Source organism: Jidongwangia harbinensis, assembly GCF_020216025.1.
Classification (GTDB): Bacteria; Actinomycetota; Actinomycetes; order Mycobacteriales; family Micromonosporaceae; genus Actinoplanes; species Actinoplanes harbinensis.
The window spans coordinates 361673-380874 of record NZ_JAIWNC010000004.1 but is presented as its reverse complement, the minus strand read 5'-3'; the positions used below and the strand labels follow the sequence as shown (position 1 = coordinate 380874).

Annotated in this window: 26 protein-coding genes and 3 tRNA genes; 18 read left to right on the top strand and 11 right to left on the bottom strand. The window is 72.5% G+C overall.

Going from position 1 to position 19202, the window contains the following annotated elements:
- Positions 1–18 precede the first annotated feature (18 nt).
- From crtI to LDL48_RS08515, 7 genes are all read left to right on the top strand, one after another.
- The gene (gene crtI / locus LDL48_RS08545) at positions 19–1512 is read left to right on the top strand and encodes a phytoene desaturase family protein (protein ID WP_225254472.1); all 1494 of its coding nucleotides are present in this window, start codon (positions 19–21) and stop codon (positions 1510–1512) included.
- Complete coding sequence (gene idi, locus LDL48_RS08540; protein ID WP_225254471.1) at positions 1512–2114, top strand: isopentenyl-diphosphate Delta-isomerase; 603 nt, start codon at positions 1512–1514, stop codon at positions 2112–2114. The genes crtI and idi overlap by 1 nt, the downstream gene beginning before the upstream one ends.
- Positions 2104–3054 carry a MerR family transcriptional regulator gene (locus LDL48_RS08535; protein WP_225254470.1) on the top strand — a complete coding sequence of 317 codons (951 nt, stop codon included), beginning with the start codon at positions 2104–2106 and terminating at the stop codon, positions 3052–3054. Before idi ends, LDL48_RS08535 begins: the two co-directional genes overlap by 11 nt.
- Before the next feature lie 142 nt (positions 3055–3196).
- A tRNA-Glu gene (locus tag LDL48_RS08530) sits at positions 3197–3269 on the top strand.
- 38 nt (positions 3270–3307) lie between these two features.
- Positions 3308–3384 (top strand) — tRNA-Asp (locus tag LDL48_RS08525).
- A gap of 10 nt (positions 3385–3394) precedes the next feature.
- Positions 3395–3471, top strand: a tRNA-Phe gene (locus LDL48_RS08520).
- A 535-nt stretch (positions 3472–4006) separates the two neighbouring features.
- Positions 4007–4210 (top strand): hypothetical protein, encoded by a 204-nt coding sequence (locus LDL48_RS08515; protein ID WP_225254469.1) that lies wholly within the window; start codon positions 4007–4009, stop codon positions 4208–4210.
- Between the two features lie 2 nt (positions 4211–4212).
- On the opposite strand, the gene LDL48_RS08510 is transcribed toward LDL48_RS08515, so the two are convergent.
- Positions 4213–4491, bottom strand: coding sequence for a hypothetical protein (locus LDL48_RS08510; protein WP_225254468.1), 279 nt, complete (start codon positions 4489–4491; stop codon positions 4213–4215).
- 192 nt (positions 4492–4683) lie between these two features.
- On the opposite strand from LDL48_RS08510, the gene LDL48_RS08505 reads away from it, so the two are divergent.
- The 6 genes from LDL48_RS08505 to LDL48_RS08480 all read left to right on the top strand — a co-directional run bounded on the left by LDL48_RS08505 (position 4684) and on the right by LDL48_RS08480 (position 9877).
- Complete coding sequence (locus LDL48_RS08505; RefSeq protein ID WP_225254467.1) at positions 4684–6264, top strand: peroxidase family protein; 1581 nt, start codon at positions 4684–4686, stop codon at positions 6262–6264.
- A 149-nt stretch (positions 6265–6413) separates the two neighbouring features.
- Positions 6414–7712, top strand: coding sequence for a LuxR C-terminal-related transcriptional regulator (locus tag LDL48_RS08500; protein ID WP_225254466.1), 1299 nt, complete (start codon positions 6414–6416; stop codon positions 7710–7712).
- 90 nt (positions 7713–7802) lie between these two features.
- Positions 7803–8804 carry a hypothetical protein gene (locus LDL48_RS08495; RefSeq protein ID WP_225254465.1) on the top strand — a complete coding sequence of 334 codons (1002 nt, stop codon included), beginning with the start codon at positions 7803–7805 and terminating at the stop codon, positions 8802–8804.
- The gene (locus LDL48_RS08490; RefSeq protein WP_225254464.1) at positions 8801–9235 is read left to right on the top strand and encodes a MerR family transcriptional regulator; all 435 of its coding nucleotides are present in this window, start codon (positions 8801–8803) and stop codon (positions 9233–9235) included. The genes LDL48_RS08495 and LDL48_RS08490 overlap by 4 nt, the downstream gene beginning before the upstream one ends.
- On the top strand, positions 9232–9486 hold the full coding sequence (merT, locus tag LDL48_RS08485; RefSeq protein WP_225254463.1) for a mercuric ion transporter MerT: 255 nt from the start codon (positions 9232–9234) through the stop codon (positions 9484–9486). Before LDL48_RS08490 ends, merT begins: the two co-directional genes overlap by 4 nt.
- A 49-nt stretch (positions 9487–9535) precedes the next feature.
- Entirely contained in the window at positions 9536–9877 is a 342-nt protein-coding gene (locus tag LDL48_RS08480) for a YnfA family protein (protein ID WP_225254462.1), read from the top strand.
- A 394-nt stretch (positions 9878–10271) separates the two neighbouring features.
- Here the strand turns inward: LDL48_RS08480 and LDL48_RS08475 are convergent, their stop codons facing one another.
- Positions 10272–10706 carry a YybH family protein gene (locus LDL48_RS08475; protein ID WP_225254461.1) on the bottom strand — a complete coding sequence of 145 codons (435 nt, stop codon included), beginning with the start codon at positions 10704–10706 and terminating at the stop codon, positions 10272–10274.
- Between the two features lie 117 nt (positions 10707–10823).
- Between LDL48_RS08475 and LDL48_RS08470 the strand changes: the two genes are divergently transcribed.
- Genes LDL48_RS08470 through LDL48_RS08460 form a run of 3 tightly spaced genes read left to right on the top strand, consistent with a single transcriptional unit; the run spans position 10824 to position 12817 of the window.
- Positions 10824–11195, top strand: a complete 372-nt coding sequence (locus tag LDL48_RS08470) for a YciI family protein (protein ID WP_225254460.1) — start codon at positions 10824–10826, stop codon at positions 11193–11195.
- On the top strand, positions 11183–12424 hold the full coding sequence (locus LDL48_RS08465) for an RNA polymerase sigma factor (RefSeq protein ID WP_225254459.1): 1242 nt from the start codon (positions 11183–11185) through the stop codon (positions 12422–12424). Before LDL48_RS08470 ends, LDL48_RS08465 begins: the two co-directional genes overlap by 13 nt.
- Positions 12425–12433: 9 nt before the next feature.
- Entirely contained in the window at positions 12434–12817 is a 384-nt protein-coding gene (locus LDL48_RS08460) for a hypothetical protein (RefSeq protein WP_225254458.1), read from the top strand.
- 9 nt (positions 12818–12826) lie between these two features.
- On the opposite strand, the gene LDL48_RS08455 is transcribed toward LDL48_RS08460, so the two are convergent.
- Positions 12827–13222 carry an ATP-binding protein gene (locus tag LDL48_RS08455; protein WP_225254457.1) on the bottom strand — a complete coding sequence of 132 codons (396 nt, stop codon included), beginning with the start codon at positions 13220–13222 and terminating at the stop codon, positions 12827–12829.
- A 187-nt stretch (positions 13223–13409) separates the two neighbouring features.
- Here LDL48_RS08455 and LDL48_RS08450 point away from each other — a divergent pair, with 187 nt between their 5' ends.
- Positions 13410–13724, top strand: coding sequence for a hypothetical protein (locus LDL48_RS08450; protein ID WP_225254456.1), 315 nt, complete (start codon positions 13410–13412; stop codon positions 13722–13724).
- Here the strand turns inward: LDL48_RS08450 and LDL48_RS08445 are convergent.
- From LDL48_RS08445 to LDL48_RS08435, 3 genes are read right to left on the bottom strand one after another with little or no spacing between them, the layout of a single operon-like run.
- The gene (locus tag LDL48_RS08445) at positions 13721–14416 is read right to left on the bottom strand and encodes a DUF2786 domain-containing protein (RefSeq protein WP_225254455.1); all 696 of its coding nucleotides are present in this window, start codon (positions 14414–14416) and stop codon (positions 13721–13723) included. The genes LDL48_RS08450 and LDL48_RS08445 overlap by 4 nt on opposite strands.
- A gap of 7 nt (positions 14417–14423) precedes the next feature.
- Positions 14424–14816: a hypothetical protein gene (locus LDL48_RS08440; protein ID WP_225254454.1), complete on the bottom strand. Its 393-nt coding sequence runs from the start codon at positions 14814–14816 to the stop codon at positions 14424–14426.
- Positions 14817–14862: 46 nt separating this feature from the next.
- Positions 14863–15276, bottom strand: coding sequence for a PaaI family thioesterase (locus tag LDL48_RS08435; RefSeq protein WP_225254453.1), 414 nt, complete (start codon positions 15274–15276; stop codon positions 14863–14865).
- A gap of 110 nt (positions 15277–15386) precedes the next feature.
- Between LDL48_RS08435 and LDL48_RS08430 the strand changes: the two genes are divergently transcribed.
- Positions 15387–15635, top strand: a complete 249-nt coding sequence (locus LDL48_RS08430) for a hypothetical protein (RefSeq protein WP_225254452.1) — start codon at positions 15387–15389, stop codon at positions 15633–15635.
- A gap of 3 nt (positions 15636–15638) precedes the next feature.
- On the opposite strand, the gene LDL48_RS08425 is transcribed toward LDL48_RS08430, so the two are convergent.
- The 5 genes from LDL48_RS08425 to LDL48_RS08405 all read right to left on the bottom strand — a co-directional run bounded on the left by LDL48_RS08425 (position 15639) and on the right by LDL48_RS08405 (position 19151).
- Complete coding sequence (locus LDL48_RS08425) at positions 15639–16871, bottom strand: PrsW family intramembrane metalloprotease (RefSeq protein ID WP_225254451.1); 1233 nt, start codon at positions 16869–16871, stop codon at positions 15639–15641.
- An 83-nt stretch (positions 16872–16954) separates the two neighbouring features.
- Positions 16955–17518, bottom strand: coding sequence for a hypothetical protein (locus LDL48_RS08420; protein WP_225254450.1), 564 nt, complete (start codon positions 17516–17518; stop codon positions 16955–16957).
- A gap of 9 nt (positions 17519–17527) precedes the next feature.
- On the bottom strand, positions 17528–18088 hold the full coding sequence (locus LDL48_RS08415) for an RNA 2'-phosphotransferase (protein ID WP_225254449.1): 561 nt from the start codon (positions 18086–18088) through the stop codon (positions 17528–17530).
- Complete coding sequence (locus LDL48_RS08410; protein WP_225254448.1) at positions 18085–18858, bottom strand: class I SAM-dependent methyltransferase; 774 nt, start codon at positions 18856–18858, stop codon at positions 18085–18087. Before LDL48_RS08410 ends, LDL48_RS08415 begins: the two co-directional genes overlap by 4 nt.
- Positions 18859–18941: 83 nt before the next feature.
- Positions 18942–19151: a BldC family transcriptional regulator gene (locus LDL48_RS08405; protein ID WP_014687221.1), complete on the bottom strand. Its 210-nt coding sequence runs from the start codon at positions 19149–19151 to the stop codon at positions 18942–18944.
- Between the last annotated feature and the right edge of the window lie 51 nt (positions 19152–19202).

Sequence of the window (19202 nt, the reverse complement as noted above, 5' to 3'; positions counted from 1 at the left end):
CGAACCCCTGGAGCAGCCGTGCGAAAAGTGACCGGACCGACCGAACACGTCGTCGTGGTGGGCGCCGGCCTGGGCGGGCTCGCCTGCGCCCTGCACCTGGCCGGGGCCGGGCGCCAGGTCACCGTGGTGGAACGGGAATCGGTGCCCGGCGGGCGGGCCGGGCGCCTCGCCGTCGACGGGTACACCTTCGACACCGGACCCACCGTGCTGACCATGCCGGAACTCATCGCCGAGCCACTCGCCGCCGTCGGCGAGGACCTGGCGGACTGGCTGGAACTCACCCCGCTGGACCCGGCCTACCGGGCGTACTACCCGGACGGGTCCACGCTGGACGTACGTACCGACACGGTCCGGATGGCGGCCGAGATATCCCGCGTCTGCGGGCCCCGCGAGGCCGACGGGTACCTGCGGTTCGTCGACTTCGCCCGGGACCTGTGGCGGCTGGAACGCGACCACTTCATCGACCGCAACCTGGACACCCCGATCGACCTGCTCAACCTGAACCTGCTCAAGCTGCTCGGGATGGGCGGATTCCGGCGGCTGCAACCGAAGATCAACCAGTTCTTCCGCGACCCCCGTACCCAGCGGATCTTCTCCTTCCAGGCGATGTACGCCGGCCTCGCGCCGCACGACGCGCTCGCCATCTACGCGGTGATCGCGTACCTCGACTCGGTGGCCGGGGTGTTCTTTCCGAAGGGCGGCATGCACGCGGTGCCCCGGGCCATGGCGGGCGCCGCGGAGAAGCACGGGGTGCAGTTCCGCTACGACACCACGGTGGAGAAGGTGACCACCGCGAACGGCCGGGCCACCGGGGTGATCACCAGTACCGGACAGCACATCCCGGCCGACGTCGTGGTGCTCAACCCGGACCTGCCGGTCGCCTACCGCGACCTGCTGCCCGCCTCCCGGCGCCCACGCCGGTTGCGGTACTCACCGTCGTGCGTGGTGCTGCACATCGGTTCCCGGCAGGGGTACGGAAAGATCGCGCACCACAACATCCACTTCGGAGCCGCCTGGAAGAGCACGTTCGACCAGGTGATCCGCCAGGGCCGGCTGATGAGCGACCCGTCGCTGCTGGTGACCAACCCCAGCCGCACGGACCCGGCGGTGGCACCGGACGGCCGGCACACGTACTACGTGCTGGCACCCACCCCGAACCTGGACGCCGCGGCGCTGGACTGGACCGGCGGCCTGGCCCGACGCTACGCGGACGAACTGGTCGAGGTGCTGGAGCAGCGCGGCTACGTCGGCTTCGGCGCCGGCGTCGAGGTGGAGCGGATCATCACCCCCGCCGACTGGGCCGCGCAGGGCATGGCCGCCGGCACGCCGTTCGCGTCGTCCCACACCTTCCTGCAGACCGGGCCGTTCCGCCCCGGCAACCTGCATCCGACACTGGAGAACGTGGTGTTCACCGGATCCGGCACACAACCCGGAGTGGGCGTACCGATGGTGCTGATCTCCGGCAAGCTCGCCGCGTCCCGGGTCACCGGACCGAACGGAGGTACCCGCTGATGGCGTCCCGCGAAGGACATCTGGTCGAACTCGTCGACACCGACGGCGTGGCCACCGGCAGCTCCACGGTGGAGGAGGCCCACCTGGCACCCGGGCAACTGCACCGGGCGTTCTCGGTGTTCCTCCGCGACCCCGCGGGCCGGGTGCTGCTGCAGCAACGCGCCGCCGTGAAGACCCGCTTCCCGATGCGCTGGGCCAACACCTGCTGCGGCCACCCCACCCCCGGCGAGGACGTCACCGTGGCCGCGGCCCGCCGGCTGGTCGAGGAGATCGGCATCGGCGGCGTCGCGCTGACCGAGGTCGGCGTCTACTCCTACTACGCCGAGGACCCGGCCAGTGGACGCGTCGAATACGAGTACGACCACGTGCTCATCGGCAACCTTCCGGCCGGCCGCGACATCCTGCCCGACCCCGACGAGGTGGCCGGCGTGCGCTGGGTGCCGCTGGACGAGCTGTGCGAAGGCCTGGCCGCCGACCCCCGCTCGTACGCACCCTGGCTCGCCGGCGTCACCGAACGCCTCACCACCCACCTGGCCTCGGTCGCCCCCTCCCATCCCCCGCACGCCGCGGGCGAGGCGCCGGGGTCCTCCGGTGGCGGATGAGGCCCTGACCGCCGGCGCGGTCGCGCGCCGGCTCGGTGTCGCCGTCACCACGCTGCGCACCTGGCACCAGCGCTACGGCCTGGGGCCCAGTCAGCACGTCGCCGGGCAGCACCGGCGGTACACCCCCCAGGACATGGAACGCCTCCAGGTCATGCGGCGGCTGACCGCCCAGGGCGTGACCCCGGCCGAGGCGGCGTCCTGGGCGCGCCGGGTGCCGATCTCCGACGATTCGCCGGAGCCCCCGCCCGGCCCCGAGTCGCTCCCGCCGGACGCCGAGCCGCTCGACGAAGGCTTCCGGGACGGCGGCGGCCACACCATCCCGGTGGGCCGGGCCGGGGCCACCGCCCGAGGTCTGGCCCGCGCCGCGATGCGCCTGGACGCCCAGGCACTGCGGGACATCATCACCACCACCATCGCCGACCGCGGCGTGGTCCGCGCCTGGGACGAGGCGATCATGCCGGTCCTGGTCGGAGTGGGCGAACGGTACGCGGCGTCGCTCAAGTTCATCGAGGTCGAACACCTGATCTCGCGCAGCGTGACCGAGGCGCTCAGCACGGTCGACCGTAAGCCGGCCAGCACGTCCCCCCGGGTCCTGCTCACCGCCGCCGACGAGGAACAGCACACCCTGCCCCTGGAGGCCCTGGCCGCCGCCCTGGCCGAGGCGGGCGTACCCACCAGGCTGCTCGGGGCCCGGGTGCCACCGGACGCGCTGGGGCAGGCGGTCGCCCGTACCGGACCGGCCGTGGTCGTGCTCTGGAGCCAACTGCCGGAAACCGGTGACCCGCGGCAGCTGGCCCGCCTGCTGATCGGCCCCCGACGCCCCATGCTGGTGGCGGCCGCCGGCCCCGGCTGGCACGGCAAGCAACTCCCGGACGAGGTCCCCCTGCTCGGTAGCCTGACCGACGCGGTCCGCGTGATCACCGCGGCCGCGGCCGAATAACCCCAGGTCAGCGAGCTGCCGTAGAAAGGGGGATACCGGTTTGGTGGCGGGCCGAGGGATCACGTATGCTTTCCAAGCCTCAAGCGGGGCCGGTTGGGGCCCACACCGCCAGAGTTACCAGATGTGCAATGATGGCGGAGTTGCCCTCATCGTCTAGTGGCCTAGGACGCCGCCCTTTCAAGGCGGTAGCACGGGTTCGAATCCCGTTGGGGGTACGAACCGACTTAGGTCGGATCGTCAAGCAGTACAGCAAGGTCCTGTGGAGCAGTTGGAGTGCTCGCCGCCCTGTCAAGGCGGAGGTCGCGGGTTCAAGTCCCGTCAGGACCGCCACAGCCATCACGGCCAGGTAGCTCAGTTGGTACGAGCGTCCGACTGAAAATCGGAAGGTCGGCGGTTCGACCCCGCCCCTGGCCACCAAGCCTCTCGCCGGGCTTTGAGCAGCGCCCACCTGGGGATTCCCCCGGTGGGCGTCTTGCTGTCGAGAGTGAATCACCCCCAAAGCCATCCCGGGTTGGCCCAGCCATCAAGGCCGGCTGTCGTGCATGTCCTGGGACGGATCGTCAAGCGTCTGGTGGGACTAGGCCATGCTCAATATGGAGCCTGGCCGCCCTGCCACTCCCGAGGCGGAGCCACTGCGGTCGCGCATGCAAATTCTCGCCTGAATCGCCCGGTGGCTGGCGTCCGTGGACGCGCACCCCGATCACAGGCGATCGTCACCCATTTGGTCACTCGGTACTCGTAAGGCTCCGACTTCACCGTCGCCAGCCATCGGACGCTCCGGTAGCTCCGACGGGTGCATGAGGGTGCCACTCGCTGCCGCTGCAAGCCCGGCGTCGCCGCGCAGACCGCGGAGTGGACGCTGACGGCCGCGCCCGCCGTTTCCCCATGATCACAGATGCGGGTATGCACAGGTCGTGACGACAGCGACCCGGCGCGCACTACGGTGACAGGCATGACAGGGGGCGTACGCGCGGCGTACCTGGTCGCGTTTCTCGGGCTCGCCACGGCGGGGTTCTTCCTGGACGTCAGCTGGTGGGTCGGGGCGCTGATCGGACTCGCCGTGATGGCGCCGATCCTCATCGCCGATGTCCTTGTGTCCCGACGCCGGACGACCCACCTCCGCACCGAGGATCGGCCGGGCCGCCACGACCTGTGAAGCTAGTCCGCCAGGTAGCCGGTCGTCGGGTCGATCTGCCGGAGGAACTCGCGGATCGCCCCCTCCATCTCGGCGACGCTCATCGGGGAGCGGTCCGATCCGGAGAGTCCGAAGCCGTACTCGTGCGGTCCGCTGAGCCAGTCGAAGTCGTACGTGCCGGGCTCCCCGGCACGTACCCGCACCCGGAAGTCCTGCCCGTCGACCGTCAGCAGGACCGGATCACCGTGGTACCGGATCCGCAGATGTTCGGGTACGACGCCTGGCTGTGGTTCGGTCGGCACGTCCGCTGCTCCCCTCGGCCGGTCCGGGCGGCGGCGCCCGTTGCTGGCGTATACCACGTTTGATTCGGCTTTGTCTATGCAGAAACCCCTTGGGATCTGTCCCGCCACGTCGTCCCCGTCTCACACTTCGGACAGCCCGCGGAGTTTCAAGGGCGTCATCGGCGACGCCACACGCGGGGACGGAGGTGGAAGATGGCAGCGCAGAACGCATCCGGACAGTACGCGGCCGATCCGGCGCGCGGGGCGTACAGCCGCCGCAGGTTCCTCGCCCGGGTGGGCGCCGGGACCGCCGGAGCGATCGCCGCCGGCCCGGTGTGTGCGATGGCGGGTTCCGCGGGCGCCGCGCACGCGGCCGCGGCGGCGCGGGCCGACCGGTTCGGGCGGATCTTCACCGGCCTGCCGGCGTTCCTCACCGCGGTGAACGATCGCGAGCGTGCCGCCCTGACCGACATCGGCAAGCACGGCGGCCTGCTGGACGCCAGGGACAACCTCGCGGCGGGCCCGATTCTGTTGATCACCGACCCCGCACTGAGCGCGAACAACCAGGACAATCCGACGCAGACGGCCGGCGTCACGTTCCTGGGCCAGTTCCTCGACCATGACATGACCTTCGATCCGGTGTCGCCGCTGGGCGTGCCCACCGCGCCCGAGCAGTCGCCCAACGCCCGGACACCGGCACTGGATCTCGACACCGTCTACGGCGGCGGGCCGGCCACCCATCCGGCGCTGTACGAGGCCGACCGGATCCACCTGCGGATCGAGTCGGGCGGGCTTTTCGAGGACCTGCCCAGGGGTACGGACGGACGAGCGATCATCGCCGACCCGCGTAACGACGAGAACCTCATCATCGCCGGCCTGCACGCCGCGTTCATCCTCTTCCACAACCGGGTGGTGGACCGGCTGGCCGGGGACGGCGTGCCGGTGGCGCAACGGTTCGACCGGGCCCGGCAGCTGGTCACCTGGCACTACCAGTGGATCATCGTGCACGAGTTCCTGCCGCAGATCATCGGTACCGCGGCGACCCAGGACATCTTCCGCAACGGGCGGCGCTGGTACCGGCCGGACCCGGGACCGGCCTACATTCCGGTCGAGTTCCAAGGTGCGGCGTACCGGTTCGGGCACAGTCAGGTGCGGCCGTCGTACCGCGCGAATCTGGCCGGCAATCCGGACGGGAGTCCGTTCTTCGGCTTCATCTTCGATCCCGCGGGTGAGGGGCAGGCGGACCCGGTCGACCTGCGGGGTGGGCGGCGGGCGCCCCGCCGGTTCATCGGCTGGCAGACGTTCTTCGACTTCGGCGACGGCAACGTACGGACCAACAAGCGAATCGACCGCAGGATCTCGACGCCGCTGTTCCGCCTGCCGTTGAGCACGATCCCGAGCGGCGATGCGCCGATCTCGCTGCCCCAGCGGAATCTGCTCCGGCAGGTCACCTGGTCGCTGCCGGCCGGTCAGCGGATCGCGCAGACCATGGGTGTCGAGATGCTGCACCTGCAGGAGCTGGCCTCGTACGGGGTGGCGCTGGAGAACCAGACGCCGCTCTGGTACTACGTGCTCGCCGAGGCGGAGCGGCTCGCGTCCGGGCTGCACCTCGGTCCGGTGGGCGGGCGGATCGTCGGTGAGGTCTTCGCCGGCCTGCTGGAGCTGGACCCGCGGTCGTACCTCAGTGTGCAGCCGGGATGGACGCCGACCCTGCCGAGCGCGTCGCCGGGACGTTTCCACATGACCGACCTGTTGCGCTTCGCCCGGGTGGATCCGGCCAGCCGGGGTCAGTGAGCCGGGCGCGAAAATCCCCTAGGTGCCTGTGCAACCCGCCGGAAACCGCTCACAATCACAGGCATCAATGTTTCTCGCGTGTTACGCAGGGGCTGCCGGTGGCCGGGTCGACCACCGGCTGGGGGGAACCGCCGACCAGGGAGGTCGCGGTGCAGGCGTCGACCGAGGGGCCCGTTCCGGTCGCGATCTGCGGCGCCCACCGGTTGTTCCGGGACGCGCTCGCGGCCGCCCTGTCGGCGGTCCCGGAGTTCACCGTCGTCGGCGCGGTCGCCGATCCGGTCGACCTGTTGCCGCTGTGCCGGCTGCGGGCGCCGGAACTGGTGCTGTGCTGCGCCGACGACGTACCGGGCGCGGCCCTGTCCGCTCTCGCCGCGGTCCGGGTGCGCTGCGCCGGCGCCCGCCTGATCCTGATCTACCAGGAACTGTCCCCGGACGACATGGCGGCCAGCCGCGAGGCCGGCGTGGACACGCTGATCCCCTGGTCGCACGGGCTGGACGCGCTGCTGATCGTGCTCGCCCGGCACCACGCGGCGCTCCGCCCGGCCGGCCGGGCGGACGGCCCGGCGCCGGACCCGCCGGCCGTACTCAGCGATCGGGAGCAGGAGGTGGTCACCCTGCTCGCGGCCGGTCATCCGGTCGGCCGGATCGCCGAGCTGCTCGGCGTGGCGAACCGGGTGGTGGAGAACCACAAGCGCCGGATCTACCAGAAGCTCGCCGTGTCGAGTCAGAGCCACCTGGTCGCCCGGGCGGCCACGCTCGGCCTGATCGGCCGCCACCCACCGGTGGCCCGGCCCAGCCACCGGCCCGGCGCCGTGCCGCTGGTGGTGCTGCACGGCGCGGACGACGAGGTACGGCACGACGTCGTGGCGGCCCTGCTCGCCGCGCATCTTCCGTTCGTCGTGGACGGACCCGGCAACCCGCGCGCGGAGCTGGAACGAGCACACCCCGGGCCGGTCATCCTGGTCGCGGTCGACCCGGCCACCACGGACTGGATGGGGCTGACCCGGACCGGCACCTCGATGCTGCTCGTACGCTCGACGCCGGTGTCCCGCGACGAGACCCTGGCCGCGCTCGCCCACGGCGTGGTCGGCGTGCTGGCCGCCGCCCAGGTGGGCACGGTCCTGGTTCCGGCCCTCTACTTGGCCGCCGCCGGCCATCTGACCCTGGAGCCGGTCACCGGCGCCGCGCTGGCGGCCGGCGGTGTCCGCTGGGGCGAGGCCGACGGCCTGCCCGAGCTGACCGTCCGGGAGAGCGACATCCTCCGCTCGATCGCCCACGGCCACACCGTGCGGCAGACCGCGCGGTCGCTCGGCATCGCGGTGAAGACGGTGGAGAACACCCAGGCCCGGCTCTTCCGGAAGCTCAGCGCCCGGAACCGGGCCGGCGCCCTCGCCACCGCGCACGCCCTCGGCCTGCTGGAACTGCTCGACGAGCCGCCGCGTCCGTGATACCGGATACCTCGCGGGGTTGCATCCGGTACCCAGGTACAGGCTTACCGTCGAGCGGACGAGGCCGAACACCTGACAAGGGAGCCCACGATGCCGATCGTCGTCCCCGATGCCTGCACGCTGCCGACCGCGGACCAACCGCTGCGGCTCGCCGAGTTCGACGCGCTGTTCGCCACCGCGGTCCGCCACGTCGAGACGGTCGCGCCGACCCACGCCCGGATGCGCTTGACCGGCCCCGACGGGTTGGCGGCCACGGTCCGGGACCTGACCGCGCGGGAGACCGAGTGCTGTTCCTTCTTCACCTTCACCGTGACTCCCGGACCGGCCGACGACGGCGAGTCGCTGCTCCTCGACATCGAGGTGCCGGCCGGGTACGTCGACGTGCTCGATGCCCTCGTCGGCCGGGCCGGTGCGCTCTCCACGGGGACGTGGCCGGCGGACGACCGGTCGGACGGGGACCGCACCGGGGCGATGCGGTTTCCTGCCGACGCGGTGCACGCCCGGCTGAGCACGGTGCAGGACCGGCTGAACGAGCAACTGCGGCTGGCCACGGAACACGGTCCCGGCACAGCGGGCTGGCTCGCGGCGACAAAGGCCAGCGTGCCGCTGACCGAGGAGGCGGCCCGGTTGCAGTCCGTCGCGGCGGCCCTGACCGCCACGCCGCAGGCCGGACCGGGTGACGACGCCGGCGACCGCACCGCCGCGCAGACCATGCCCGGTGCCGTGTACACGTTCCCGGCCGGACCGGTCGCCGGCGCACCTCCGCCGGCGTGCGACCTGGCCGCCGACGGCGGGGAAGCGGTCGACCGGATCGACGTCTGGCAGCGGGTGCTCGCCCGGGTGCAGGGCCGCGACCGGCTCGACGACTCGGACACCGGCCTGGCGCTGCGGTTCCCGCTGGAGATCGACCTTGCCGCGACGCTGGCCCGCCTGGCCGCCGCCGAGTACCGCTGCTGCTCGTTCGGCAGCTACACGATCGTCATCGACGACGCCGGCCTGCGCCTGGAGGTCCGCATGCCGGAGGGCGCCGCGGACACCATGGCGGCCGTGCTGGGCCGGCCCGACCGGAACTCCCCGGAGGCGGCCCGATGAGTGGCGGCGGCGGTCTGCGGACCGGCGAGGTGGCGGAACGGGCCGGGGTCAACATCCAGACCCTGCGCTACTACGAACGCCGGGGGTTGCTCAGCGAACCGACCCGCTCGAACGGCGGCCACCGGTTGTACCCACCGGACACCGTGGCCCTGCTGGGCGTCATCAAGGCCGCCCAGCGCCTCGGCTTCACCCTGGACGAGGTGGCCGACCTGCTCGACGCCGGTCGCCGCCGGCACCCGTCACCGGACCTCCGGCAGCGCGCGATCGCCAAGATCAGTGAGATCGAGGCCCGGATCGCCGACCTCGAGGCGATCCGGTCCGCGCTCTACCAGGTGGTCGAGGCGCGCTGCGACAGCCTGACCCACTGCACCTGCGCGGACTGCCCCGTCCCGTTCCTCACCATCGCCTCCTCCGAGGAGGAGAGTGCATGAGCCGGCCGGCCGTCGACAACGCCCCGCCCCGGGCCGGCCGGATCACCGGCGGGCTGGCGCTGCTGGCCTGCGCCGCCTGCTGCGCCGTGCCGCTGCTCATCGCCGCCGGCGTACTCACCGGGGCCGGCGCGGCCGTCCTGGAACAGACCCTGCTCGCGGTTGCCGCCGGGCTGGCCGCCGTCGCGCTGGCCGTCTGGTGGCGGCATCGGCGGCGCCGGACCGCCTGCGGCAGTGGGGTTTGCCGCTGCTGATCCGGACCCGGTGCGACGCCGCACCCCGCCGGCGTGTTGCCATGGCCCCATGACGATCATCCGGTCCCTGCTGTTGTTCGTGGCCGCCGCGATCGCCGAGATCGGCGGGGCCTGGCTGGTCTGGCAGGGCGTACGTGAACACCGCGGCCTGCTGTGGATCGGCGCCGGCGTGGCCGCGCTGGGTGTGTACGGCTTCGTCGCCACGTTCCAGCCCGACCCGAACTTCGGCCGCATCCTCGCCGCGTACGGCGGCGTCTTCGTGGCCGGCTCGCTCGGCTGGGGCGTGCTCGTCGACAAGTTCCGGCCGGATCGGTGGGACCTGATCGGCGCCGCGATCTGCCTGCTCGGCGTCGCCGTCATCATGTACGCCCCGCGCACCGGGCACGGCTGACTTGTCCATCACCCGCGGGCAGTCGTCCGCCTTCACCGAGACGGTCGGCACGCGGCGGCGAGTCGGTGCGGATCCCGCTGACCGGCCGGTTCCCGCCACAACGCGGGGCCATCGGCACCAAGAATCGCTGCACCATCCACGATCTGCCGCCAATCTGCCGCCCACCCCGACTCCCTTGCGCCCGGCTCCCGGCTCGCTTGGTTCGCGCGATGCGCAGTGCGTGTGGTTTCCGGGTGCGGAGCGCGCCGCACCTCCACACGCCGGGCCCGAGACGCCAGGGCGTGTCGAGTTCCGGCGCGCAGCGCACCATCTCGCCACACGCCCTACTCGGTGCGAGGGGGCGTGTGTCGAGTTCCGGCGCGCAGCGCGGCAATACGCGGGCGGTTCGCTCCGGTCAGGGGGCCAGGCTGATCGACGCCTGGAACGAGCCGTCCATCTCGAACGGCACCGACTCGTGCTCGTGCACGATCTGCCACCGGCCGTCGAGGCGGCGCAGGCCGAGCGTCACCCGGTGCCACAGGTCGAAGCTCTCGGTGCGTCCCCGCGGGGTGGCGGTCAGCCGGTTCAGGCTGGTGCAGAACGCGACGTCGCCGGCCACCGCCACGGTCAGGTCGCGGACCTCGGCGTCCATCGGGCCCTCGAACGTCGACAGCCACTGTTCGATCGGTCCCGGGTCACGGGCGTCGCCGGGCTGCCGCAGCGGCGGTGCCAGGTTGAAGACGACCGCGTCCGGGCCGTACCCGGCCACCATCGCCTTGGGGTCGCGGGCCCGCAGGGCCGCGGCCTTCTCCTCGACCAGCCGGCGGATCTGGATCTCGTCCAATGTCATGTCTGCTCCCTGGGTCGGGTCCACCGGTTCGGGCGGCTCTCACCAGAGATGTAGAAACCATCGCCCCGGCTTCGACGTTCCGGTGCAAGAATTTTTCGGCGACCACCGGAGGCGACGATGAAGTACCTCATCCTGATCCACTCGAACCAGCAGTCGCTGGAGCTGTGGGACACGCTGACCGACGAGCAGCGGCTGGAACTGGGCCGCGGCCACATGCGGTTGACCGAGGAACTGGCCGAGTCCGGTGAACTGATCGTGTCGGAAGGGCTGGCCGACCCGGCGCTGGCCCGGTGGGTCTCCGTCCGTGACGGCGAGACGATCGCCTCGGACGGGCCGTTCGCCGAGGTCAAGGAACACCTGGCCGGCTTCTACCTGATCGACTGCGACAGCCTGGAACGGGCCGTGGAGTGGGCCGCCAAGGTGCCGGACGCGGCGTACCGGGAGGTCGAGGTGCGGCCGATCCTGGACATGAGCGGGTGGGAGTTCTGACCGACCAGCCGTGGGAGGACCTGCTGCGGGACTGTGCGCCGCAGGTGCTGGGCGCGGTGGTCCGGCGGTACGGCGACTTCGACCGGTGCGAGGACGCCGTGCAGGAGGCGCTGCTCGCCGCGTGGCAGCAGTGGCCCGTGGCCGGCGTACCGGAGCAGCCGCGGAACTGGCTGATCACGGTGGCGGCCCGGCGCCGGATCGAGCTGTTGCGCAACGAGGCGGCCCGGCGCCGGCGGGAGGAGGAGGTGGCGTACGCCGCTCCGGTGGAGCCGCCGCCGGCCACCTCGGTCGACGACTCGCTGACCCTGCTGCTGCTCTGCTGCCATCCGGCGCTGACCCCGAGTTCGCAGGTGGCGCTCACCCTGCGCGCGGTCGGCGGCCTGACCACCGCGGAGATCGCCCGGGCGCTGCTGGTGCCGGAGAAGACGGTGGGTCAGCGGATCAGCCGGGCCAAGCAGCGGATCCGGGACAGCGGTGCGCGGTTCCGGCTGCCGCCGCCGGCGCAACGCGCGGAGCGCCTGGCCGCCGTACACCAGGTGTTGTATCTGATCTTCAATGAGGGCTACACCGCGAGTGCCGGGCCGCGGCTGCACCGGGTCGAGCTGACCGCGGAGGCGATCCGGCTCACCCGGCAGTTGCACGCCCGCCTGCCGGACGACGGTGAGGTGGCCGGACTGCTGGCGTTGATGCTGCTCACCGACGCGCGCCGGCCGGCCCGGACCAGGCCCGACGGCGGCCTGGTGCCGCTGGCCGAACAGGACCGCAGCCGGTGGGACGCGGCCGCGATCGCCGAGGGCGTCGCGCTGATCTCGGACGCGCTGGCGCGGGCCCCGCTGGGGCCCTACCAGTTGCAGGCAGCGATCGCGGCGGTGCACGACGAGGCGGCGCGCGGCGAGGACACCGACTGGCGGCAGATCCTCGAGCTGTACGGCCTGCTGCGGGTGTTCGCGCCCGGGCCGATGGTCACGCTGAACCGGATCGTCGCGCTGGCCATGGCCGACGGGCCGGCGGCGGGCCTGGCCGAGCTGGCCGAGTCGGCGCTCGACCCGGCGCTGGCCGGGCACCACCGGGTGGCGGCCGTCCGCGCCCACCTGCTGGAGATGGCGGGCGACCGGGCGGCCGCCCGCGACGAGTACGCCCGCGCGGCCCGGCTGACGCTCAGCGTGCCCGAGCAGCGCTATCTGGAGTCGCGGGCGGCTCGCCTGACACCCGCCCGGCGGCCGTCGTAGCCTGGAGGCATGCCTGACGGTCGCCGGCTGCCCACGAGCGTGTTCGGGTTTCTCGCCGTGGTGATCCTGTCGGTCGGCGGCGGCTGGTGGGTGCACGCCGCGCCGCCCGCCCCGGCGCCTCTCCCGCCTCCGTCCCCGGCCGCGGCCGCCGACACCTACCCCGGCTGGCCGCTGCGGCGGGTCGTGGCGGAGCCGCAACCCGACGGCACGGTCCGCACCTACGTGGTGGAACGCGGGCGCAGCAGGTGGCGGCAGCGCGGCGGCGAGGCGGTCAGCACGCCGACCTGGCCGTGCCGGGTGAGCCGGAGCACCGCGTACCCCCAGATCGGCTCGGCGAGCGGGGCACGGGTGGCACAGTCCCTGCGCTGCGTCCGGCAGAACACCGCGCGCTGAACCGGCCGGTCAGGTCCCGGCCGGGAACTTCGCCCAGACGTGCTTGGTGTGGTCGGCCACGTACCAGCCGATGTCCAGCGCCAGCTTCCGCGCCACCTGCAGGCCCATCCCGCCGGCGCCCGGCGGCCGGGCCTCGGCGAACTCGGGGATGATCCGGGGATCGCGGTCGGAGACGTCGAGGACGAAGTCGTCACCGGCCCGGCAGAGCCGGACCACGGTCGGCGGCAGCCCGTGGCGCAGCGCGTTGCTGGCCAGTTCCGTCGCCACCAGCACCATCTTCTCCGGTACGTCGTCGAGTTGCGCCTCGGCCGGGAACGGCTTGCCGATCAGCGCCTCGTACAGGGACGCGCGCAGGATCCGGAGCTGACCCGGGCTGTCCAGGACCCATGAGTGGATTTCGGTCATGGGCGGCGGCGAGGATGCGGTCAGGGAGGCCATGCGAACCGTGGTGCCCGATCGGGGGCCGATTCATGTCACCCGCCGGTGCGGTTTGACCGTTCGTGCACCCAGCACACCGAGCCGTCCGGCAAACCCGTTGCGTACGTATCAGTATCCGGCACCATCATGGGCGGCCGAGGGTGGGAGGAGCGACGTGCTGAGATTCAAGAACGCCGCGGAACAAGCCGCCTGGACGTTGGCGGAGGCGCTCAGCCAGAAGGGCATGGCCTGCATGAAGCAGGCCGAGGAAGCGGCCGAGATGTTCCGTCAGGGCAAGATGCAGATGCGCCGGCAGTTCAAGGCGCGGGGTCTGAGCGAAGTGGACGCGGACATCCGGTGGTCCGGCATGACCGCCGCGAAGAAGGCCCTGGCCGACAACACCTGGTACATGTCCCAGGCGACGATGTACAACGAGGCGGCCGCCGCGCAGTACACCAAGGCGCTCTACCTCAAGAACAGCGACGACTAGCCGGAGGGCGTGGACGAGGTGGTGAGGCCCGGACCGGTGCCGCCCAGGTCAGCGGTGCGGCCGGCCGCGTACCCCTGCCACCGCCCGGATCCGCGCAGCCGGCGCGGGCCCAGCTTGGCCAGCCGCGGGTAGACCTCGTCGCGCCGCCGTTCCACCTGCTCGGCGCGGTCGACCAGGACCAGGTCGGCGCCGGGCACACCGGCCGCGGCGCTCTCCTCGGCCTCGTGCAGCCGGGCCCGCACCGCCTCGGTGTAACCCACCAGCCAGGAGCGGCGGAACGCGGCCGGGTGCTCACCCCACGGCACCACCGCGGCGGCCAGCCCGTGCGCGGCCTGCACCAGCAGCGAGGTGAACAGCAACTCGACGCGTTCCAGGTCGGCGGCGTGACCGAACAGATGCGTGCGGGCCAGCCCGCGCCGGTCCAGGTGGACCACCCGGCAGCGCAGCGCCAGCCCGACGACGGCGAGCAGGCTGGCCTTGTCCCGGGCGTACGGCGGTTCCACCGTGACGATCCGGTCGCCGACCGGGTCGGCGGCCGGGTCGGCGGCGGCGAGCAGCGCCTGGTCCACGCCGTACTTCGCGATCAGCTCGGCGGCCTTGGCGGTGAACGCCTCGGCCTCCGCGGGGGTGCAGGCCGGATCCTCCGCCTTGGCCAGGAGTTTCCGGACGCGGGCCAGCAGGGCGTCCGTCATGCCGGGCTCAGGCCGCGCGGTGGCGCAGCGTCGCGACGGTGGAGCCGGCCAGCGCGAGCAGGCAGTCCGGCAGCTGCCCGTCGACGATCGCGGCACTGAACAGCGCCTCGCCGGTGGGGATGTCGCCGTTGACGTACGCGCTGACGAACCGGGCGACCCAGCGCTTGTCGTACCGCGCGTCGTCGATGCCGGGGAAGTCCAGCGTCCACGCACCGCCCTGCGGCACGTCCTTGCCCACCATGGTGGCGGCCAGGCACCAGGCCACGTCGTACGCCCCCACGACGCCGAACCGGTCCACCACGGCGTCGAACATGCCGACCACAGCGTCGGAGTCGCCACTGAGGGCGCAGTGCAACACCTGCGCCGCGTCGGCGAACGCGTGCTGTGGTACGTCGGTCACAGCTGAAAAGGTACGTGGATCCGTCAAGATTTGCGCGAGGGCACGGTCACGCACTGCGCAACAGGCACGTCAGCCGCGCCGTACAGACCCGCTCACCGGCCGAGTCGCTGAGCACGATCTCGTACGTCGCCATGGTCCGCCCTCGATGCACCGCGGTGGCCACCCCGGTGACCGTGCCACCGCGTACGGCCTTGTGGTGGGTGGCATTCAGGTCCACCCCGACGGGGAACGGCCGGTCCACGGTCGCCCCGTGCAGCGTCGCGCCGATCGATCCCAGGGTCTCGGCGAGCACGCACGAGGCGCCGCCGTGCAGCAGCCCGTACGGCTGGGTATTTCCCTCCACCGGCATCGTGCCGATCACCCGTTCGGGGGACGCCTCGGTGACCTGAATGCCCATCCGTTCGCCGAGTACGCCACCCGGACTGGCCCCGATCATGGCCCGGTTCGCTGCTGTGTCCACGACGAGCCATGTTACCCGCGGGTTACTTCTGGGCATCTCCGGCTCGGGTCGCGGCGTTGGTGGCCGGGCCCTACGTTGTACCCAACCGACCGGTGACGAGGAGACAGTTCATGACCGAGCCCCAGGAGACCGTCGAGACGCGCGGCGACGACCGCGTCGATCTGATCGCCACCGACACCACCGGCGACGGCAAGCCGGACGTCTGGGTGGCCGACACGGACGGCGACGGCAAGGCGGACCTGTTCCAGTTCGACACCAACGGCGACGGCAAGGTCGACATCACCATGGTCGACCTCGACCAGGACGGTACGCCGGACGCCGTGGTCGACGGCGACGGCGGCATCCCGCCGCAGGTCTGAGCGTCAGGCGCCGCCGAGCGCGGTGAGCGCCACCCACACCACCGCGACGGCCAGCGCGGTGGTGCCGGCCAGTGAGAACGTCCGCCGCCACGAGGGCGTACCGGCCACCGCGTCCGGGTGGCCCAGCGACCGCAGCACGTCGCGCTGTTCGCGCACCACGTCGCTCCAGCGGCCGACCGAGCCGTCCGAGACGCTGCAGGCGTCCCGGCTGAGTTCGACGGCAAGCGTCGCCTGGGCGCGTTGCAACCGGCGTACCGCGGTCCGGGCCCGGCGGCCGGCGCGACGCCCGGCGTACCAGCGCGCGGCCGAGCGCCGCGAGCCGGACCCGAGCACGGCCAGCTCGCCCTCGGTGATCAGTTCGGGGTCGTCCAGCGCGGCGAGCTGGCCGACGTAGTAGTCCGCCTCCCGGTCGTGCGCGGACCGCACCAGCAGCAGGATCAGCAGCAACGGCGGCAGGCCCTTGAGCAGGAGTACGGCGAGCAGCGCCGCGGCGCCGCCGCCCAGGCCGTCCCCGAGCAGCGGCGAGTTCCACAGCACGTGGGACGCCCAGGCGCCGAGCACGGCGAGCACGGCCACGCCGACCCGGTTCGCCGGCGGGCGGTCGGCGCGCACCACGAGGTAACCCAGGCCGGCCCCGGCGAGCGCGCCGAACAGGGTGTGACTCCACATCCCGGACAGGAAGCCGCGCAGCAGAAACGTGGCGACCACCGGCTGGACGTCGTCTCCGCGCCCGGCCAGGGCCACCGCTCCGAGCGCGAACACCACGTCCTCGACGATCTGGAAGCCGAGCCCGACCAGGGCCCCGTAGACGACGCCGTCCAGCACGCTGTTGATCTGGTTCCGGGCGATCAGCACGATCGCCACCACGCCGAGCGTCTTGGCGATCTCCTCGACCGTCGGCCCGGCCAGCGCCGCGCCCCATCCGGCCGCGAGTTCCGGCGAACCCAGCTTGGCGACCAGGTCGTCGAGCGCCTCGCTGCCGGCGAGGGACACCGAGGTGGCGACCAGGCCGCCCCACGCGAACGCCAGCACCCGCAGCGCGATCGGCTCGCGTTCCAGGAAGTCGAGTTCCGACACGAACAGCCAGAACGGCACGGCGAGCAGCGCGAACAGGGCCACCGCGACCGCCGTGGCGAACGGGTAGACGCCGACGAACCGGCCGCCCACGACCGCCATCCGGGCCGCGCCCGCGACCAGCACGGCCATCATGATCCAGAAGGCGGGCTGCCGGAGCATCCGGTCCGCACCGGTCCCGCGCGGCGCCGGTTGTACCGCGGTGGTCCGCCGCGTGCGGCGTGCCCGGCGGAGTCGCGGCACGGTCATCGACCCCGCTCGTAGCGCAGCGTGCGGGTGCTGGCCTCGATCGCCGGGAGGGTGTTGCCGAGGTCCAGGTCGGCACCGCTGACCGTGACCTCGATGGTGCGGCCCTCGGCGAGGAAGACGGCGTACCGGCCGCCGCGGCCGGGTGCGGCGTACCCGCCCTGCAGGCCGGCCAGCCCGGACGCGGTGGCGACCGCGAGCTGGGCACCGGTGACCTGGTATCCGGAGGTGTCGGTGATCCGCTGGCGCAGCCGGGCGGCGGCCGAGGTGAGCGTCCCGTCGTACGGCCGGACCGAGATCGCGTACTGCACCGGCCCGATCCGGAACAGCGCGGTGGCATCGGTGGCGCCGGGCCGGGTGCCGGTGACGTCGAGGACCGCGCCGGGCGGCGGGCGGACCGAGACACCGGCGCCGATCCGGAACGGCCGGTCCGCGGCGATCGACCGGTCGGCGGGCAGGGCACGGTTCAGGGCGGGCAGCCCGAACGCCAGGCCGGCCAGGATCAGGACGATCGAGAGCGCGGCGAGGACGTTCGTCAGCTGACGCCGGGTAACCGTCCCCATACCTCTAAGTTAGCGGTGATCGACGCTCAGGTACTCCGTAGTCACGTCGGTCGTGAGCCAGACTCCGTTGGCGCTGCGGTGGAAGACGTGCCCCGCGGCGGCCATCGCGGCCGAGTCGACCCGGAGAACGGCCACGTCGGCACTCCGCCGCCGGCCGACCACCAGCGCGGTGGCGACGTCCGGCGAGAGGTGGACGTGGTGGCGGCTACCCGGCCGCAGCCCGTCACGCAGGATCGACGGCAGGTTCGCGGACGGCGTGCCGTGGTACAGCACCCCGGGCGGTTCGGCGGGTGGCAGGCCGAGATCGACGTCGACCCGCCGGGAGTGGCCCTGGCTGGCCCGGATCCGGTCGACGCCGTCCGGACCGGCCGCGACGGCGAACCGGGACTTGTCGTTGCCGGCCACGATCGCGTCCAGCTCACCGCGCTCGATCCGGAGCACGGCCAGCAGGTCGGCGACCGGCACCCAGCCCTGCGGGTCGAGCGTGAGGCCGGCACTCTCCGGCCGGTGCCGCAGGATCATCGAGATCCGGCGGCTCATCCGCACCTGCTCGCGGGTCAGCGCGCTCATCCGGTGAGCTCCATGACGGCAAGGTAGTACGGCCGGTCGGCGTCGTCGATCGAGTTCAGGCGCCACGGGGTCCCGGCCACCAGCGACTCCAGCTCGCCGGCCGAGCAGACCAGGTAGTCGAACCAGCCGGTGGCGAGCTGCCGGTACCGCAGCCGCAGCCGCAGTTGCCCGCCGAGGCGGCCCCGCTCCCGGTTGCGCCGGTGGTAGGTGACCTGCAGCGGATCGGTGGTGCCGTACGGGTCGGTGCCGTGCGCGACGATCCGGGCACCCGGCCGGGCCAGCGCCGCGAGGGCGCGCAGGAACACCGGCGCCCGCTCGGGGCCCTCCAGCAGGCCCAGGTTGTTGCCGAGCAGCAGGAAGGTGTCGTACCGGACGGCCGCCCGGGTGTACTCGTCGACCGTGGTCAGCACCGTGTCCCGGACGCCCCGGTGGCGGGCGACCTCGATCGCGCCGCGCGACGTGTCCAGCCCGGTCACCGCGATGCCGCGGCGCTGCAGTTCCAGCGCGATCCGGCCGGCGCCCATGCCGACGTCCAGCACCCGCCCCCGGCACAGCCGCAGGGCACGGTGGTCGTGCGCCGCCCAGTCGTCCGGCTGATCCAGGTAGTGATCGGCCGGCGCGCCGTTGATCAGGCCGTCGTCGCGCTCGATGATCTCGATGACCGGCCGGGGTACCCGGCCGCCCGCGAGCGGACGCGGTCCGACCCCGGTGCGCACGGCGTACGCGTCGCGGATCATCTCGCCGAAGACGTCTCCGATGAGTGGCTCCATCACGGTCGAAGAAACGAAGAAGGGGCGATCGCCTTCCCCAGCGCTCGCCCCTTGCAACGATCTTTCGGCCGACTGCGGGTCCGTTAGTCGCCCTGACGCTGCGTGGGAATCTGTCCTTGCAGCAGGGCGCGAACCTCCGACTCCCGGTAGCGGCGGTGCCCGCCCAGCGTTCTGATTGCGCTGAGCTTGCCCGCCTTCGCCCACCGGGTGACGGTCTTCGGGTCGACACGGAACATCGACGCCACCTCGGCCGGGGTCAGTAACGGCTCAGGATCGTGCGTACGCGATGCCATCGGTCACTCCTCCACAGGTACCTAAAGACATCGGCCGGGGTCCCGCCGGCC